Source organism: Dyella sp. SG609 (genome assembly GCF_012275375.1).
GTDB classification, from domain to species: Bacteria; Pseudomonadota; Gammaproteobacteria; order Xanthomonadales; family Rhodanobacteraceae; genus Dyella_D; species Dyella_D marensis.
On the sequence record NZ_JAAZQJ010000008.1, the window covers coordinates 80,373 to 95,423 of the forward strand.

At 69.8% G+C, this 15,051-nt stretch carries 17 protein-coding genes; 9 read left to right on the forward strand and 8 right to left on the reverse strand.

Annotation, left to right across the window (positions count from 1 at the left end):
* Positions 1-102 precede the first annotated feature (102 nt).
* The 3 genes from FHW85_RS15055 to FHW85_RS15065 all read left to right on the forward strand — a co-directional run bounded on the left by FHW85_RS15055 (position 103) and on the right by FHW85_RS15065 (position 3,208).
* A complete protein-coding gene (locus FHW85_RS15055) occupies positions 103-1,821 on the forward strand; it encodes a patatin-like phospholipase family protein (RefSeq protein WP_168648804.1) in 1,719 nt (572 codons plus the stop codon).
* Between the two features lie 524 nt (positions 1,822-2,345).
* Positions 2,346-2,882: a gamma carbonic anhydrase family protein gene (locus tag FHW85_RS15060; protein WP_168648805.1), complete on the forward strand. Its 537-nt coding sequence runs from the start codon at positions 2,346-2,348 to the stop codon at positions 2,880-2,882.
* Positions 2,879-3,208, forward strand: a complete 330-nt coding sequence (locus FHW85_RS15065; RefSeq protein WP_168648806.1) for a low molecular weight protein tyrosine phosphatase family protein — start codon at positions 2,879-2,881, stop codon at positions 3,206-3,208. The genes FHW85_RS15060 and FHW85_RS15065 overlap by 4 nt, the downstream gene beginning before the upstream one ends.
* 95 nt (positions 3,209-3,303) lie before the next feature.
* Here FHW85_RS15065 and FHW85_RS15070 read toward each other — a convergent pair whose 3' ends face one another.
* The 6 genes from FHW85_RS15070 to aroE all read right to left on the reverse strand — a co-directional run bounded on the left by FHW85_RS15070 (position 3,304) and on the right by aroE (position 8,461).
* Positions 3,304-3,813 (reverse strand): hypothetical protein, encoded by a 510-nt coding sequence (locus FHW85_RS15070; RefSeq protein WP_343203707.1) that lies wholly within the window; start codon positions 3,811-3,813, stop codon positions 3,304-3,306.
* A 164-nt stretch (positions 3,814-3,977) separates the two neighbouring features.
* Complete coding sequence (locus tag FHW85_RS15075; protein ID WP_168648807.1) at positions 3,978-4,283, reverse strand: hypothetical protein; 306 nt, start codon at positions 4,281-4,283, stop codon at positions 3,978-3,980.
* A 60-nt stretch (positions 4,284-4,343) separates the two neighbouring features.
* On the reverse strand, positions 4,344-5,309 hold the full coding sequence (locus FHW85_RS15080) for an energy transducer TonB (RefSeq protein ID WP_168648808.1): 966 nt from the start codon (positions 5,307-5,309) through the stop codon (positions 4,344-4,346).
* Between the two features lie 129 nt (positions 5,310-5,438).
* Positions 5,439-7,217, reverse strand: a complete 1,779-nt coding sequence (locus tag FHW85_RS15085; RefSeq protein WP_246866784.1) for a peptide-N4-asparagine amidase — start codon at positions 7,215-7,217, stop codon at positions 5,439-5,441.
* A 152-nt stretch (positions 7,218-7,369) separates the two neighbouring features.
* Complete coding sequence (locus FHW85_RS15090) at positions 7,370-7,627, reverse strand: YkgJ family cysteine cluster protein (protein ID WP_168648809.1); 258 nt, start codon at positions 7,625-7,627, stop codon at positions 7,370-7,372.
* A gap of 3 nt (positions 7,628-7,630) precedes the next feature.
* Positions 7,631-8,461, reverse strand: coding sequence for a shikimate dehydrogenase (aroE, locus tag FHW85_RS15095; RefSeq protein WP_168648810.1), 831 nt, complete (start codon positions 8,459-8,461; stop codon positions 7,631-7,633).
* 292 nt (positions 8,462-8,753) lie between these two features.
* Here aroE and FHW85_RS15100 point away from each other — a divergent pair, with 292 nt between their 5' ends.
* Positions 8,754-9,011, forward strand: a complete 258-nt coding sequence (locus tag FHW85_RS15100; RefSeq protein WP_168648811.1) for a hypothetical protein — start codon at positions 8,754-8,756, stop codon at positions 9,009-9,011.
* A gap of 162 nt (positions 9,012-9,173) precedes the next feature.
* Here the strand turns inward: FHW85_RS15100 and FHW85_RS15105 are convergent, their stop codons facing one another.
* Complete coding sequence (locus FHW85_RS15105) at positions 9,174-10,658, reverse strand: RimK family protein (RefSeq protein WP_167252895.1); 1,485 nt, start codon at positions 10,656-10,658, stop codon at positions 9,174-9,176.
* 245 nt (positions 10,659-10,903) lie between these two features.
* Between FHW85_RS15105 and FHW85_RS15110 the strand changes: the two genes are divergently transcribed.
* Positions 10,904-11,377, forward strand: a complete 474-nt coding sequence (locus tag FHW85_RS15110) for a GNAT family N-acetyltransferase (protein WP_167252894.1) — start codon at positions 10,904-10,906, stop codon at positions 11,375-11,377.
* A 15-nt stretch (positions 11,378-11,392) separates the two neighbouring features.
* Here FHW85_RS15110 and FHW85_RS15115 read toward each other — a convergent pair whose 3' ends face one another.
* Complete coding sequence (locus FHW85_RS15115) at positions 11,393-12,076, reverse strand: hypothetical protein (RefSeq protein ID WP_167252893.1); 684 nt, start codon at positions 12,074-12,076, stop codon at positions 11,393-11,395.
* A gap of 177 nt (positions 12,077-12,253) precedes the next feature.
* Here FHW85_RS15115 and FHW85_RS15120 point away from each other — a divergent pair, with 177 nt between their 5' ends.
* The 4 genes from FHW85_RS15120 to xerC all read left to right on the forward strand — a co-directional run bounded on the left by FHW85_RS15120 (position 12,254) and on the right by xerC (position 14,952).
* Positions 12,254-12,457, forward strand: a complete 204-nt coding sequence (locus FHW85_RS15120) for a lipoprotein (RefSeq protein WP_167252892.1) — start codon at positions 12,254-12,256, stop codon at positions 12,455-12,457.
* 8 nt (positions 12,458-12,465) lie between these two features.
* Complete coding sequence (dapF, locus tag FHW85_RS15125) at positions 12,466-13,308, forward strand: diaminopimelate epimerase (RefSeq protein ID WP_168648812.1); 843 nt, start codon at positions 12,466-12,468, stop codon at positions 13,306-13,308.
* Between the two features lie 73 nt (positions 13,309-13,381).
* Positions 13,382-14,062 carry a DUF484 family protein gene (locus FHW85_RS15130; RefSeq protein WP_167252890.1) on the forward strand — a complete coding sequence of 227 codons (681 nt, stop codon included), beginning with the start codon at positions 13,382-13,384 and terminating at the stop codon, positions 14,060-14,062.
* 2 nt (positions 14,063-14,064) lie between these two features.
* Entirely contained in the window at positions 14,065-14,952 is an 888-nt protein-coding gene (gene xerC, locus FHW85_RS15135) for a tyrosine recombinase XerC (RefSeq protein WP_168648813.1), read from the forward strand.
* Positions 14,953-15,051: the final 99 nt, after the last annotated feature.

Genomic DNA, 15,051 nt, shown 5'->3' on the forward strand with positions numbered 1-15,051 from the left:
CTCCTTGGGAGCGCCAGCGTGGCGACGGGCCTGGGCGAAATCAAGGCCGGACGGGGCGCGCTTACGCCGGGGTGTCATATAGCGCGCCCTACCATGGCCTTTATGCGTCAAACGGATTTCAGCGACCTGTTGCGTCAAAGCGACGTGTTCGGCCACCTCGGCGACGAGGCCCTGGCCGACCTCGCCGACGGCCTGGTCTGGTTCAGCCTTCCCGGCGGCCGGCCGCTGTTCAAGGCGGGCGAGGCGGCCGATGCCATGTACCTGCTGGTCAGCGGCAGCCTGGGCCTGTTCGACGAGGACGAGCCGGCACGCCTGGTGCATCTGGTCTCGGCCGGCGACAGCGTGGGCGAGATCGGCCTGGTCAGCGGCGATGCCCGCCAGCTCACCGTGCGCGCCCTGCGCGACTGCGAACTGCTGCGGCTGGACCGCACGGCTTTCGAAGCACTGGCCGGACGCCATCCGCAGGCCATGCTCGGCATCGCCCGCGTGGCGGTGGCGCGCCTGCAGCGGCGCCTGCGCAAGGAGGAAAGCCCCGGCGTGGCGCGCACCTTCGCCCTGCTGCCGCCGGATGCCGAGGTGCCGGCGCGCACCCTGGCCATGCAGCTGGCGATGGCCCTGGAGGCGTATGGCAGCTGCATCGTGATCGACGGCGAGCAGGGCGCCGGCCGCGGCAGCGACTGGTTCGCCGCGCGCGAGGCGCAGGCCCGCTTCGTCATTTACCTGGACACCCAGGGCGATCCGCTGTGGCGCCAGCGCTGCCTGCGCCAGGCCGACGTGCTGCTGCTGCCGGCCCAGGCCGCGCGGCCGGCGCGGCCGTGGCCGGAAGCGGCGATCCTCGATCCCTCGCGCCTCGGGCACCGCCCGCGCCATCTGATCCTGCTGCAGGCCGGCCGCCAGCCCAGCCTGGGCGCGGCGCAGCGCTGGCGCGCACCGTTCGGCGGCGAACTGCAGCACCACCACGTCGGCGGCCAGGTGGATATCGCACGGCTGGCGCGCCTGGTCAGCGGCAATGCGCGCGGCCTGGTGCTGGCCGGCGGAGGCGCGCGCGGCCTCGCGCATCTGGGCGCGCTGCGCGCGCTGAAGGAAGCCGGCCAGGAATTCGACTGCGTCGGCGGCACCAGCATCGGCGCCATCATCGGCGCCGGCGTCGCCGCCGGCTGGGGCCTGGAGGAAATGACCGAGGTCTACCGCCGCGCCTTCGTGCAAGGCCGCCCGCTCTCGGACTGGACCCTGCCCGTCGTCGCCCTGACCCGCGGCCGCCGCGCCGCCAGCATGCTGCGCCGCGCCTTCGGCGCCCTGGACATCGAAGACCTCAAGCTCCCGTTCTTCTGCATAGCCACCTGCCTGTCCGGCGACGGCATGGTGGTGCGGCGAGCCGGCCCGCTATGGATGTGGCTACGCGCCTCCAGCGCCATCCCCGGCGTCCTGCCCCCCGTACTGCACCGCGGCCGCGTCTACGTCGACGGCGCCCTGGTCGACAACCTCCCCACCGACGTCATGTCCACCGACGGCATCGCCCACATCACCGCCATCGACATCCGCGCCGACATCTCCCTCCTCACTACCGCCGAGGAATACAGCACCCCACCGTGGTGGCGCTTGATGCTGCAGCGCCAAGCAATCCAGCGCCCAGGCCTGGTCTCCACACTGGTGCGCGCGGCGATGGTCAACAGCGAGGGCGCCAGCGAACACCGCCGCGGGTTGGCCGATGTATTGGTGACGCCGCCACTGGAGCATGTGAGCGTGCTCGATTGGGGCGATTGGGAGAGGGCGGTCGAAGCGGGTTATCGCGAGACGATGCGGGTGCTGGAAAATCCATAAGGCCAAGCTCACGCGCGGCCTCCGGTCAGTCACGTCGTGGCGAGCCCGGCCCCTCACCCCGCCCTCTCCCCGGAGGGGAGAGGGAGAAGTGGGGTGGTGTCGCATACAGGAACGAAGAGCAGAAGCCGTCCTCGGTCACTGAAAGTCCTCTCGGCCACGGCACGTTGAAGCAGCCGCTACGTAAACGCACTGTCGTTTCGTGTAGACCCAGGTTAATCAGACTACCGCAGCCGCCCACTGCTCCTTCTAGTCGCGTCGCGAGCCTTGGCTCTCAGGCCATTCTCTCTTTGGTTACTTTCTCTTTGGGCCAGCAAAGAGAAAGTGACCCGGGCGCCGGCAGGCGTCCGGAATGCCCGCTGCATAAGCGGCCAAGTCGCGACAACCACACCTAGTCGCTACTGGATGATTCGCTTCGCTCACCCCTTCGGGGCCGCCCTACGGGCGTTCTTCGCGCTACGCGCTCGTCCGGCCTACGCCGGGATGACAAGCTAGCGCTCAGTCCAACGCGCAAGGACAATGCGCAAATGAGCAACCTCCGTACCTACCGGGGCATAGCCCCCACCCTCGGCGCCCGCGTCTACGTCGACCCCGCCGCCACCATCATCGGCGCAGTCGAACTGGCAGACGACACCTCCATCTGGCCCGGCGCCGTCCTCCGCGGCGACGTCCACCACATCCGCATCGGCCCCCGCAGCAACATCCAGGACGGCAGCATCATCCACGTCACCCACGACGGCCCCTACTCCCCCGGCGGCTTCCCCACCCTGGTCGGCGAAGGCGTCACCATCGGCCACGCCGCCGTCATCCACGCCTGCACCATCGAGGACTACTGCCTCATCGGCATGCACGCCACCGTGCTCGACGGCGCCACCGTGAAGAAGTACGGCTTCGTCGCCGCCGGCGCCGTCATCCCGCCCGGCAAGGTGGTGGGCGAACGCGAACTGTGGGTCGGCAACCCCGCCAGGTGCGTGCGCCAGCTGAGCGACAAGCAGGTCGAGCAGCTGCATTACTCCGCCGACCACTACGTGCGCCTGAAAGACGAGTACCTCGCCGCCGGATGAGCAAGCTGCGCGTCCTGTTCCTGTGCAGCCGCAACCGGCTGCGCAGTCCCACCGCGGAACAGGTGTTCCGCGGCTGGCCCGGTATCGAAGTCGACTCCGCGGGGCTGGCCGCCGACGCCGAAACACCGGTATCGGCCGAACAGATCGACTGGGCCGAACTCATCGTGGTGATGGAGAACGCGCACCGGCGCCGGCTGCAGTCGCGCCATGCGCGGCAGCTCAAGGATAAGCGCGTGGTGGTGCTGGGCATTCCCGACGACTACGCCTTCATGCAGCCCGAACTGGTCGAGCTGCTGCTGCGCAAGGCCGGTCCGCTGCTCAAGTAGGTTGGGGTGAGCCGAAGGCGAACCCCAACGTGGCGACACGCTTGAAGCTGGCGATGTTGGGGTTCGCCTCTGGCTCACCCTAACCTACGGCATAGCTACTGCGCCGGTGCCGAAGACGACGACGTCGCCTGCGACTGGATCACCGCCGCGCGCGCTTCGTCCTCGCGCACCTGGATCTGCCGCTGCGCATCGAGCTTGCCGCCGAGCAGCGCCAGTTTGTAGTTGGTGCCGTCGAATTCGCGCAGCAGGCTCAGCTCGCGCTGCGCCTCGTCGAGATGGTTGTCGTTGATGGCGCGCTCGACGTCGTCCGCGGCCGGCTCGAACAGCTCGTGCAGGCCCGCGGTTGCGGTGGCGTTGTCCGGCTCAAGCTGCAGCGCGCTGAGATAGAACTCGAACGCATTGGCGCCGGCCGGCGCGATCAGCCGCTTCTCGTCCACCGCGCTCCTGGCCAGGCCGAGCATGATGCCTACACCGCTGTCCTGGCCGCCGCTGCTGGCCGCTTCGGCCGGTCCCTTGGCTTGAACGCCCGCACCATCCATGGCGGGCGGGCGCAGGAACGCATACGCGGCGATCGCCGCGGCCGCGAGCAGCGCGATGGAAACCACAAGCAGGCCGCGTCGGGGAAACGCGGCAGGGAACGCACGGGACATGACAGCTGGCCGATGGGATGGAGCGCCCTACACGTGCATTTCACACGGCAGGACGGCGCGCCACGGTAGTCCCGGCAGATGTCAGCGATGTGACGTGCTTGGCAATCGCTTTGTGACGATCAGCGGAAGCCGCCGCCGGTGATGCGGCCGTCCTTGTCCAGCTCGGGAAAGTAGCGGCTGTTGTTGCTGCGCATTTCCATGGTGGTGACCATGTCCGGCGTGACCAGCTGCACGTCGGGGTAGCGCGCATGGAACTGCGCGGGCGTGGGATGCGTGGCGATGAAGGTATCGAACGCCGCCGTGTCGGTGACGAAGCCGGCGACGGGTTTCGCCTCCGTCTTCGCGCCGTCATGCGTCGTGTCATGGCAGGCGCCGGTGGCGATCGCGGCGGCGAGCAGGAACAGGGCGGGCATGGCCTTGCGCATGGCGTGGTTCTCCTGGAAGCAGGCGGCGATTATGCGCCGCGTAGCGCTCTCCGATGGAGTTCACAAATGGAAATCGATGCGCTGGCGCACTTCCATCGGCACCGCGTTGCCGTCGCGCGTACCCGGGGTGAATTGCCAGCGTTCCACCGCGGTGAGCGCGGAACGGTCGAACACGTTGCGCGGCTCGGCGCCGATCACGCCGGCATGGCTGACCGAGCCGTCGGCTTCCACGGTGAAGCGCACGTCGACCCAGCCTTGCCGGCGCGTGCGGCGCGCGTCGTCCGGGTAATACGGTTCGACGCGGCGCTTGAGCACCGGCGAGGTGCTGGCGGCAACAGCAGCCGGCGCGGGTGCGGCCGGATGCGGTGCCGGGTTTTCCGCCGGCGCGGCAGGTGTGGGATGCGCCACCGGCGGCGGTGCATTGTTCGCCACTACCGGCGCCGGCGCGGTGGTTACCGGCGCGGCGGCGGAACGCGCCTGCGCCTTCTGCGCCGCGGCCTGCGCCAGCTGTTCCTCCTTGCGCCGGTGGTCTTCCGCCACCTGCGCCTGGGCCTGCAGCTTGGCGCGCAGGATGGTGAGCGTGTAGTTGGCCGGGTCCGCGCGGGTCAGCAGGTCGATCTCGCGCTGCGCTTCGGCCGCATTGCCTTCGCCGATGGTCTGCTCGGCCGCATTCGCGGCGAACGGGAACAGCTCGCGCAGCGCATCCTGCGCCACCGGATTGGCCGGCTCCTGCTTCAACACGCGCAGATACCACTCCACCGCGTTGTCGCCGGCCGGCGCCAGCAGGCGTTGCTGCGCCACCGAGGCGCGGGCGCGCTTGAGCAGGTCGGCCACGCCGCCGGGCGCGCCTTCGCGATGGATTTCGCCGGTGTCGGCGGCGGCGGTATCGGCCACGATCGGCACGTCGCGGTTGGCGTGCAGCACCCAGGCGATCACGCCGCCGGCGCCGGCCAGCAGCACGACGAGAATCAGCAGGGCGTAGCGGGTCGCACCCGCGGTGCGGCGGGAAGAGTCGAGCTTTGACATGGCGGCTTCGGCGTGGGGAGACGCGGGGCGCGCCAGCTTAGGGAGGCGATATTGCGGAGATGTTGCCCGCAAAAAGCAAGCTGCAGATCAGGAGGCGCGCGCCGCCGGAGAGCGGCGCGCGCCGGTTCCTTACCAGAGCACCTGCAGGTTGCGGCTGTCGGGCGAGCCGTCCGGATGGGCGATCCACCACACCCGGTTCTGGCCGCCGGGGCAGCCGGTGCCGGAGGCATAGCTGGCGAGCGCGCCGGTGTCGGTGGCGAGGTCCACGCGATAGCAGCTGCCGTAGCTGTCGCGGAAGCTGTAGCCCTGCGTGCTGTGCTGGCCGGTATGGCTGGTGAGCGCACCGCTGGCGTCGAAGTTGAGCGTGTCGCCGGTGTCGATGGTGTTGCTCAAGTCAGCCGCATAGGTGGGGAAGCCCAGCCAGCGGCGTTCGGCGTGGCTGGTCAGGCCTTGATGCACGGTGCTGGCCGCGCTGAGGCTGCCGTCGGTGGCCAGCACCTGGTTGTAGTCCACGCGCAGCGGATACGAAGCCTGCTGGCGCGACTCCACCGTGAGCAGCGGCCCGATCCGGCTGCGGCTGACGCTGTCCACGCTGGTCACCTGCGCGGAGATCTGGTGGAAGGTCGATGCGTTGATGACGAAGCTCTGCGTGTCGTCGAAGCCCACCGTCTGCGCCACCGTGCTCACCACGCGACCGCTGGAGGTGGTGGTGTAGCCCTCGATCACGAACTGGCGCGAGAGCTTGGTGGTGATGTCGCCTGTCAGGTTGCCGCTGGCGTCGGTGACCAGGGTGTCGCCGATGGCTGGTGTCGGCGCCTGGCCCACCAGCGTGTTGCGCGTGACATGGCCGGTCACTTGCTTGGCATGCGGATCGCGATACACCAGCAGCGCCGCGGTGGCGGAGAAGTAACCGTGCGCACCGGCCACGTTGACCGCCACTTCGTGCGGCGTGCCGTCGCTGAGCTGGCCGGCGAACGGCGTGAGGTCCACGCGGTAGGGCATGAAGTTCAGCGTCTGCACGCCGGGCGTCGGGCGCCACATGTAAGGATCGATGCCGCCGGTGTAGATCCACGGATAGATCGGGGCCACGCCGGCCGGCTGGCCGTCGATGCTGATTTCGGCTTCGCGGAAATTGCCGCCGCCGCATTCCTGCGTCTGCGCGGCGTACTGGTCCGGCACGCAGGTGTACCAGAACTCATCGCCGCTCTGGCTTTGCGCGAACACGTCCAGGTAGGCGCGCACCACGTTGCGCGGCAGCGTGAGCGTCTTGGCCAGCTTGTCGGTCGGCGTATTGAGCGTGGTGGTATTGCCGATCGGGTCGGCGCCGAGCGGATACACCGCATCCGGCACCGGCGCGGCCGGCGCGATCAGCGAGGCGGGATAGAACAGGAGGCGCGCGCTGCCGTGGATCACGCCGGTGTAAGTGTCGTTGACGACGTTGCCGATCACCGCCTGGCCCTTGCCGGGGCTGCGCAGCAAGGCGTCGTAGTCGGTGAGGTCGCGCTCCACGTGCCAGCTCGGCGACACCGTGGCCGAGGGTTCCTGGGTGGTGCCGAAGTAGATGTTCACGCCGCCCAGCCACAGATTGGCGGTGCGGTCGAACTGGCGTCCGGCGGTGACCGAGAAATCCGCTTCCAGCACCACCTTCGACCACTTGCCCGCGCAGCCGGCGGGCGGCGCGTAGTCGTAGGGGCGCGCACTGAAGTCGTTGAAGACGTCATCGTTGAACAACTGCACCACGCACCGCGTGCCCGGCGGGCGGGGCACGGCCGGATCGGCCACCACTACGCCCTTCGCACCGATTGGCGGGTCTCCCGCCGCCGCGTGCGCCGCGGCCATGCTCCCGAACATGGCAAACAGTCCGACGGCGATCGCCGGACCGAGACGTACGGAAACCTTCGACGACATGATGCTCTCTCCCCGCATGATGTGGTTCCCCCTGGTCGGAGAACGCTAGCACGCGAAGCTTCGCAGGAGCTTGCGGGAGTCGCTATTTGGACGTCTAAATGATTTTTTGAACGTCCAAGCGGCGCGCTTCCATCGAAGCTGTTCCATCGGCGTTACGCTGTGGCCGCTTCCGTCGCCGCCAGATAGCGCAAGGCATGCGCGCTGCCGCCGCCGCACATCGCCGCTTCTGGCCGCAGCCGCGAGCACACCGCCGGTCGTTCGGGCCGACCGAAGATGGCGCAGCGGTTGTCCCCGGTGAGCTGGATGCAGCGCACCCCGGCCGGCTTGCCCTGGGGCATGCCGGGGATCGGCGAGCTGATCGACGGCGCGATGCAACAGGCGCCGCAGCCGGGGCGGCAGGCCAGGCTCATGGCTCAGCCGTACTGGCGGCGCAGTTCGTCGTGCACCGGGTCGGTGTCGGGGCGCTTGCCGTGCCACAGCTCGAACGCGTCGGCCGCGGTTTCCACCAGCATGCCGAGGCCGTCGAAGGCATGCAGCGCGTTGGCCGCACGGGCCCAGGCGATGAAGTTGGCGGCGGCCTTGCCGTAGGAGAGGTCGTAGCAGGTGGCGCGGTTGCCGACGAAGCCGAACGGCAGGTCCAGCGGCTTGCCCAGCACGCCGGCCGAGGTGGCGTTGATGATCAGGTCGAAGCTGCCGATGTCGTCCAGGTCTTCCCAGTAGCGGGTATGCGCGCGCGCCGGCTCGCCGATGGCGTCGGCCAGCGCGTCGGCGGTTTCCGGCGTGCGGTTGACGATGGTCAGCGTGCGCACGCCGGCATCCAGCAGCGACCAGGCCACGCCGCGCGCGGCGCCGCCGGCGCCCAGCAGCAGGGCGTCGTGGCCGCGCAGGTCCATGCGGTGGCGCTCGGTGAGGTCGCGCACCAGGCCGGCGCCGTCGGTGTTGTGCGCGGCATTGCGGCCGTCCGGCAACGGGGTGAGCACGTTGGCGGTGCCGGCGCGCATGGCCGCTTCGCTGCGCTCGTCGGCCAGCGCGAACGCGGCGGCCTTGTGCGGCAAGGTGACGTTGGCGCCGCGGCCTCCCTCGGCGAAGAAGCGCCGCGCGGCGGCGGCGAATTCGGCCGGCGCGGCATCGATGGTGCGGTACTCCAGCGCGATGCCGAACTGCCGCGCGAAGGCCTGGTGGATCTGCGGCGACAGGGAGTGGGCGATCGGGTGGCCGAAGACGGCGAACTGCGCTGCGCTCATCGAATGCTCCTTGGAAGGGATGGCAGCCCGACATTGTAAGCCCCTCTCCCACCGGGAGAGGGGTTGGGGTGAGGGTACGGGCGGAGCGCAAGAGTGATGTGCTTCGCTCCGGCCGGACCCTCATCCGGCTGCCGCCACCTTCCTCGCTCCTCACAGCCGGGCACATCCCTGTGCCCTCCCCGCGTGCTCCCAGGGGGAGAAGGATTCGTCCTTGGGAGGTAATTGCAACGGTCGCAGGCTATGAGATGGGCCACGCGCAAACTCACTCCATCGACCACGACGGACCGCCGCCATGCGCACGCAGACCTCCGATGCCGCCCGCCACCACCGCCTCGCCGCCGGCGCCCTGCTGTGGCTGCTGGCCGGCGCCGTGCTGCTGCTGACCACCCTGGTGCCGGCGCGCACCGATCTGCTCGGCTGGACGCCGGCGTTCTGGCTGCTGGGTGCGCCGCTGGCCCTGCTGCTGGTGCTGGAACCGCGCCTGCCGCGCGACCTGCTCGCGCTGGCGCTGCGTCGCCGGCCGCGGGCGCGTCAGGCCGTGTGGCACTGATCGAAACGGCTTCCGCTTGGCAGTGGAGCTTTGGCGCACGGGATGTGCGCCTGAAGGGACGCGATGGCAGTCGCCAGGGTTGGCGGTGCACCTGTCGTCGCGGCGCAGGGAATGGCGCCTCGAGCCCCGGTGATCCAGGAAGGACACCGGGGCGGCCCGACCTCAGTCGGCGATGCCTAAGCGCTTGCGCTCCATGCGCCGCAGGAACTCCTGCATGATGCGCAGGTACAGGTCCTCGCCCAGGTACGCATCTTCGACGCCCGCATCGATTGACGGGTTGTCGTTCACCTCGATCACCACCGGCTTGCCGTCGACCTGCTTGAGGTCCACGCCGTAGAGGCCGTCGCCGATGCCCTGGGTTGCCTTCAGCGCGAGCTTGACCACGTCGCTGGGCGCGTCACGCACGGGGATGGTCTCGAAGCCGCCGGACTTGTCCGTGCCCTTGGCGCCGTGGTTGTAGATCTGCCAGTGGCCGCGCGACATGTAGTACTTGCAGGCGTACAGCGCCTCGCGGTTGAGCACGCCGATACGCCAGTCGAATTCGGTGTAGAGGAATTCCTGCGCCAGCAGCAGCGAGCTGTGCTGGAACAGTTCGCCAGCGGCCTTCTCCAGCGCCCGCTCGTCCTCCACCTTCATCACGCCGCGCGAGAAGGAACCGTCCGGGATCTTCAGCACCAGCGGATAGCCCAGGCGCGCGGCGATCTCCTTCATGCCCTTGGCGTCTTCGCGGTACAGGATCTCGGTCTTGGGCACCGCCAGCTTGCGCGACACCATCAGGTCGTTGAGGTAGATCTTGTTGGTGCAGCGAAGAATGGAGCTGGGGTCGTCCATCACCACCATGCCCTCGCGCTCGGCGCGGTGGGCGAAGCGGTAGGTGTGGTTGTCGCTGGCGGTGGTCTCGCGGATGAACAGGCCGTCGTACTCGGCCAGGCGCTGGTAGTCGTCCTTGCCGATCGGGTCGACCTCGATGCCCAGTTCCTTGCCGGCCTGGATGAAGGACTTCAGCGCCTTCTTGTTCGAAGGCGGCATCGACTCGTTCGGGTCCACCAGCATGGCGATGTCGTAGCGGTAGCGCTTGCGCGCGCGCGGCTTGCGCCACAGCTTCTTGGAGAAGCGGTCCAGCGCCTCGGCGAAGGCGTCTTCCTGGGCATCGTCCAGGCTGTGCAGGCCCACCGGCTTGATCGAGCTCACCTGCCACACGCGGTCGCGCTCGAACTCGATGCGCAGCAGCGGGCAGGGGAACAGTTCGAACACCTGGCGCGCCAGGTCCTGCAGCGCGGTGTAGGCGGTCTCGCCGAAGTACACCAGGATGCCGAAGTCGGTGGTGTCGCGCCCGCCGGCGGGCAGGAAGTGGGTGAGCTTCTGGTTGAGGTCTTCGATGTCCAGGCCGTACAGCGAGCGGCGGCGCAGGTCGTTCACCGTGCGCACCGAGGGCATCACCTTGTGGCCGCGCGCCTCGCCCAGCAGCGACACGTAGTAGCCGGTGCCCAGGTACTTGTAGCTGCGGCAGAGGTTGATCACCTGCGTGCGTTCGTCGTCGGTGGAGACCGGCTCGCGCAGGTAGTCCATCGCCGTGACCACGTCGACGGACGGATAGTAGGAACTCCAGTCGGAGGCTTTCTCGACGACGATGACGAGCCGGGCCATGGCACCTTGGGCTTGGGCAGACGAGGGTGTCGTCTCGTCGATGGAACGGGGCGGCACGGAGCGCGCAGTTTCGCACAGGCCGGAGCGTGCACAAGGGAGCGGGATGACTCTCGTCTAAACGCCGCCGCGCCGGCCATGACGCACGGGCGATTGCGAGGCGACCGCCACGGGACTAGAGTGCCGCGCTTCGTTTCGTCCCTCCGCCCCTCGCCGCCGCGTTACCGCCGCACCGGAATCCACCGCCGATGACCCCCATGCCCGCGACCGCCGCCGTGCGTGTGCGACGTGCCGAGCTTTCCGACCTGGACGACCTGGTCGCGCTGGAGGAGCAGAGCTTCGCCGGCGACCGCCTGAGCCGTGCCCAGTACCGCCGCCACCTGGACAGCGAAAGCGCGCAGGTGCTGGTGGCCAGCGCCAATCACCGGCGTTTCCTCGGCACCGCGGTGGTGTTCTTCCGCAAGGGCAGCAAGGTGGCGCGGCTGTATTCCATCGCTACCCGGGCCGAGGCGCGCGGCAAGGGCGTGGGCTCGGCGCTGATCGAGGCGGCCGAGCTGGCGGCCCGGCGCAAGCGCCGGCATGCGCTGCGGCTGGAAGTACGCACGGACAACCACGCGGCGATCCGCCTGTACGAGCGGCTGGGCTACGCACGCATCGGCCATTACGCGAGTTATTACGAAGACGGCGCCGATGCGTGGCGCTACGAGAAAGCGCTCGGCTGAAGCTGCGGCGGCGGCTCAGCCGCCGAACGGCTGGCCGAGCCGGCGCTCCGTCGCCTCGTCCGGCCGCGCCACCAGCGCGCCGGTGCGCATCAGGCTCACGCTGTAATGTCCTTCGTCGACCAGCGGCAGGAAGGCGCCGCTGCCGAACACGGTGTCCACGCCCGGCAGCCAGTGCGGCAGGTCGAAGGCGCCGGCCTGGTCGAAGCCGATCACCGTGCGCGGCGCCTGCGCTTCCTGCTGCGCGTCGTCGTAGCGGCCGCTGAGGCGGTCCAGCCGGTACAGCGGCGGCAGGCCGGCCAGCAGGGCCGGCGTCTTCCACTTCAGCACCACCGCTTCCACGCGCCACGCATCGCCAGCCAGCTGCACCTGGCGCGTGCTGCCGTCGGGCCAGCGCAGGGTGAGCGCCCAGCGCTGCGGCGACAGGATGCGCGCGTCGATATCCACCACCGGCGCTTCCTCGGACAGCAGGCGATAGCCGCGCAGGCTCCAGCCCATGCCGGCCAGCAGCAGGGTGAGCGCGAAACCCGCCAGCAGCAGCAGGCTGCGCAGCGCGGCGGCGGCGCGCTGGCGCGCCTGCAGGCGTGCGCGCAAGGCGATCAGCTGGGCCAGGGCGAACAGCAGGGCGATCGCGGCAAGCGCCAGCAGGATCGTGCTGGGCAGGCGCAGCAGCGTGGTCCAGTCCTGCGTGTTCCAGTCCATCGTCGTTCGGATCTCTCGGTGCCGCGGTGCGGCCGGTGCGCGCATGATAGCGAGTCGCGCCGGCCGCTCCGTGCGGCGGCGTGCGCGGTGCGTCATGGAATGCGGACGCGGACGGTTCATGCAGCCCGGCGGCTGCGCCTCGCTATACTGCCGCGGACTCCGTAGGAACCCACCCCCATGCGCCGATCCATCCTGCTGCTTCCGCTGCTCTGCGTCGCCGCCGCCGCGCTTTCGGGCTGCGGCAACAAGGGCCCGCTGTACATGCCGCCGCCGAAGCCGGCGCCCGCACCGGCCAATACCGTGCCGCCGCAGCCCACGCAGACGCCCACCACCATGCCGCCGGCCCCGGCCGCCAGCGCGGCGCAGCCGGCTTCGCACTGAGGCAAGCGATGACGCTGCGTTTTTCCAAGATGCACGGCATCGGCAACGACTTCGCCATGGTCGATGCCCGCGCGGCCGGCTTTGCGCTGGACGCCGAGGAAATCCGCGCCATGGCCGACCGCCATGGCGGCGTGGGCTTCGACCAGCTGATCAGCATCGAGGCGCCGCGCGATCCGTCCTGCCGCTTCTATTACGGCATCTGGAACGCCGACGGCACGCCCTCGGGCCAGTGCGGCAACGGCGTGCGCTGCGTGGCCGCCTGGCTGCACCGCGCGGGCGAGTTGCCGCTGGGCGAGACGGTGCGGCTGGAAAGCCCGTCCGGTCCGGTCGCGGTGCGCCTGCTGGCGGCGGACCGCGTCACGGTGGACATGGGCGAGCCGGCCTTCGCACCGGCGCAGATTCCCTTCGATGCCGCCGCACCGTCCGAACGCTACACGCTGGACACCGACGGCCACACGCTGGAGATCGGCGCCGTGTCGATGGGCAATCCGCACGCGGTGGTGGCGGTGGACGACCTGGGCGCGCCCGAGCTGTACCGCCTGGGTCCAGCGCTCACCGCGCATCCGCGTTTCAAGCAAGGCGTCAACGCCGGCTTCGTGCGCATCGTGGACCGCGCCCATCTGCGCCTGCGCGTGCACGAGCGCGGCAGCGGCTGGACGCGCGCCTGCGGCACCGGCGCCTGCGCCGCGATGGCGGTGCTGCGCCAGCGCGGCGAAGTGGACGACAGCGTGCAGGTGGACCTGCCCGGCGGCCGCCTGCAGATCGATTGGCAAGGGCCCGGCCACACCTTGTGGATGACCGGGCCGGCCGCCTTCGCGTTCGAAGGCGAATGGCTGGGCGGGGCGCATTGAAGCGCCGCCCGGGGCAGCACACACTCCGGACCGGGCAGCGAACCGGCCGCACCGGTTGACGAGGTACCCGCGCATGACCGACACCGCTCTGGACGACACCCTCACGGCCAACGAGGTGGCGGCCTATCTGCGCCGCCATCCGGGCTTCCTCAATGAATTCCCCGAACTGGCCGGGCAGCTGGAACTGCCGCGCGAGCAGGGCCAGGTCGCCTCGCTGGCGGCCTACCAGACGCAGAACCTGCGCGAGAAGAATGCCGAGCTGGAACGCCGGCTGGCGGAGCTGACCCGCATCGCGGCCGAGAACGAGCGGCTGATGCAGCGCATCCACGAGCTCAACGTCGCCGTGCTGCGCGCCGGCACGCCGGCCGTGGCCGCGCGCAGCGTGATCGCGCGGCTGGCCGAGGATTTCCAGACCGACCAGGTGCGCCTGCTGGTGTACGACCTGGAGCTGCCGCCGGCGGACTGGCTGGTGCGCGCGCCCGGCGGCCCGAAGGCGCTGCCGGAATTCGCCGAGTTCTTCGCCCATCACGAACCGGTCGCCGGCCGCCTTTCCGCCGAACGCCTGTACCGCCTGTTCGGCGACGAAGCGCCGCAGATCCACTCGTCCGCGCTGATGCCGCTGGACGGCCTGGGCATGCTGGCGATCGGCAGCCGCGATCAGGACCGCTTCCAACCCGGCATGGGCACGGTGTTCCTGAAGATGATCGCCGCCACCGTGACCGCCGCCCTGCAACGCTCGCGGGACGGCGCCTGAGCATGGACCCGCGCGGCCAGGTCGAGGCCTGGCTCGCCCGCCTCGCCGGCGAGCGCAAGGCCTCGCCGCATACGGTGGATGGCTACCGGCGGGATCTCGACAAGCTGCTGCGCTGGATGGAAGCCCAGCAGATCGATGCGTTCTCGCGCCTGGATGCGCACCGCATGCGCGGCTTCGTCGCCGCCGAGCATCGCGCCGGCCTTGCGCCGAAGAGCCTGCAGCGCCTGTTGTCGTCCTGCCGCAGCCTGTTCCGCCAGCTGCGGCGCGAGGGCCTGCTCGACAACGATCCGGTGGCCGGCGTGCGCGGCCCGAAGGTGCACCGCAAGCTGCCGCAGGTGCTGGACGTGGACGAAGCCACCACGCTGGTGGAATCGGGCGGCGACGGCGCGCTGGGCGTGCGCGATCGCGCGATGCTGGAACTGTTCTATTCCTCGGGCCTGCGCCTTTCCGAACTGGTCGGGCTGCGCTGGCTGGACCTGGACCTGGAAGCCGGCGAGGTGCGCGTGCTCGGCAAGGGCAGCAAGACGCGCATCGTGCCGGTGGGTCGGCATGCGGTGACGGCCTTGCGTGCATTGGGCGAGACCGGGCAGAAGACGCCGGAATCCCCGGTGTTCCGCGGCCGCGGCGGTGCGCCGATCAGTCCGCGCACGGTGCAGGCGCGCCTGAAGCAGCTGGCGCTTGCGCAAGGTTTCGCCAAGCGCGTGCACCCGCATCTGCTGCGCCATACCTTCGCCAGCCACATGCTGGAATCCTCCGGCGACCTGCGCGCCGTGCAGGAACTGCTCGGCCACGCCGACATCGCCACCACGCAGATCTACACCCACCTGGATTTCCAGCACCTGGCCAAGGTGTACGACGCGGCGCATCCACGGGCGAAGCGCAAAGGGTAGGTTGGGGTGAGCCGCGGGCGAACCCCGACGTCGCGGCCTTCAGCCATTCCGCATTGTTGGGGTTCGCCTGTGGCTCACCCCAACCTACGACGCGGCGCT